This window comes from Mesorhizobium sp. M2A.F.Ca.ET.039.01.1.1 (assembly GCF_003998035.1).
In the GTDB taxonomy this organism is placed as follows: domain Bacteria; phylum Pseudomonadota; class Alphaproteobacteria; order Rhizobiales; family Rhizobiaceae; genus Mesorhizobium.
In genome coordinates this window covers 1-1,849 of the sequence record NZ_RZRY01000986.1, presented here as the reverse complement: position 1 = coordinate 1,849, position 1,849 = coordinate 1, and the positions used below count along the sequence as shown (strand labels likewise).

Sequence of the window (1,849 nt, the reverse complement as noted above, 5' to 3'; positions counted from 1 at the left end):
GCAGCGGATTGATCCCTTTGAGCATGGTTTCCTCCCGGAAGTCTGTGTGCGGTCTGGAGCAATTCCAGGAAAGGCGGTTTTCCGTCCGGAATTGCGTAAAGATCTAAAGTCGCTTGCCGGTTTCGGCGTCGAAGAGGTGGACCTGGTCGAGACGCGGCTTCAGCTTGAGCGTATCGCCCGGCTTGAAGTCGTGGCGCTCGCGAAACAGCGCCACCATCTCGCCCTCGCCGAAGCGCACGAACACCAGGGTTTCCGAGCCGGTCGGCTCGACAACCGAGATCTTGGCCTCGACGCCGTCGGGATGGATCTCCAGGTGCTCCGGGCGTACGCCGTAGACGACCGTCTGACCATCCTCGCCGGCACTGTTGGCGGGCATGGGAAACGCTGTGCCGGCAATGTCGACGACCGGTTTCTCGCCCTTCCTCACGGTGCCCTTGAGCAGGTTCATCGCCGGCGAGCCGATGAACCCGGCAACGAAGAGGTTCGCCGGACGGTCGAACAGTTCCAGCGGCGCGCCGACCTGCTCGATGCGGCCGTCGCGCATCACGACGATCTTGTCGGCCATGGTCATGGCCTCGATCTGGTCGTGGGTGACATAGATCGTCGTGGTCTTCAGCCGCTGGTGCAGTTCCTTGATCTCGGTGCGCATCTGCACGCGCAGCTTGGCGTCGAGGTTGGAGAGCGGCTCGTCGAACAGGAACACTTGCGGATTGCGCACGATGGCGCGGCCCATCGCGACACGCTGGCGCTGACCGCCCGAAAGCTGGCGCGGATAGCGCTTGAGATAGGGCGCGAGGTCGAGGATGTCGGCGGCGCGCTTGACACGTTCGGCGACGACAGCTGGATCCGTGCCGCGCAGCTTCAGCGCGAAGGCCATGTTCTGCTCCACCGTCTTGTGCGGATAGAGCGCGTAATTCTGGAACACCATGGCGATGTCGCGCTTGGCCGGCGGCAGGTTGTTGACGACGCGCTCGCCGATCGAGATCGTGCCGCCGGAAACGGTCTCCAGCCCGGCCACCATCCTGAGCAGCGTGGACTTGCCGCATCCTGAAGGGCCGACCAGCACGACGAACTGTCCGTCAGCGATATCGACGCTGACCTCATGCAGGACCTTGACGGTTCCGAACGCCTTGGCCACACTGCTGATCGCGACTTGAGCCATCGTCTCCCCTTTATCTTTTGATGTTTTGCGGTGAAGCTAGCCATTGCCAAGGGCAACGGCAAGTCGGTACCTTATAGATAAAAAGCCAATCTTGTTGACAAGGTAATCGATTACGCGAAATAGTGGCGAGTGCCAATCCGACGCAGGCCTGTTACCCTGAGATCGGAGCTTCGGCGACGCAGGGTGGGGTCCCACGTCCCCGTATGATCGAGGAGAACCGAGAGACGTTTCCACGTCCGAGAGATTGGCACTTCAATTCAATCGCTGTTGTTCTGGGAGGAACCTGTAGATGAGAGTCGACCTGTACGAAAAACTGATGCGCGCCGGCGCCAGCCGCCGCGATGTGCTGAAGGGCGCGGCCTCGATGGCCGCAATCGCCGCCGCCTCCGGCGCCGGGCTCGGCGCGCTGACGCGGCCTGCCGCGGCCGATGACAGCCTGCGGGCGAAGATCCTGCAGATTCCAGGCGTCGGCAAAGGCCAGCCGACCGACGCCGACTTCCAGAAGGTCGGCGAGCTCTGCCTCGAAGCGACCAAGGCCAACGTCAAGGAAGGCGAGTTCGCCGGTGTCGAGCTCACCTTCATGGGCCTCAACAACCAGAACCTGCACAACGTGCTGTTCCGCGGCTTCCTGAAGCCTTGGGAGGCCTATACGGGCGCCAAGATCAGCTGGATCGACCTTGCCCAGGC

Annotated in this window: 1 protein-coding gene and 1 pseudogene; one reads left to right on the top strand and one right to left on the bottom strand. The window is 62.5% G+C overall.

Annotation, left to right across the window (positions count from 1 at the left end):
* Nucleotides 1-103: 103 nt before the first annotated feature.
* Nucleotides 104-1,162, bottom strand: coding sequence for a sn-glycerol-3-phosphate ABC transporter ATP-binding protein UgpC (ugpC, locus tag EOA24_RS36415; RefSeq protein ID WP_126082445.1), 1,059 nt, complete (start codon nucleotides 1,160-1,162; stop codon nucleotides 104-106).
* Between the two features lie 289 nt (nucleotides 1,163-1,451).
* Between ugpC and EOA24_RS36410 the strand changes: the two are divergent.
* Nucleotides 1,452-1,849, top strand: a pseudogene (locus EOA24_RS36410) (sugar ABC transporter substrate-binding protein); the annotation flags it as partial.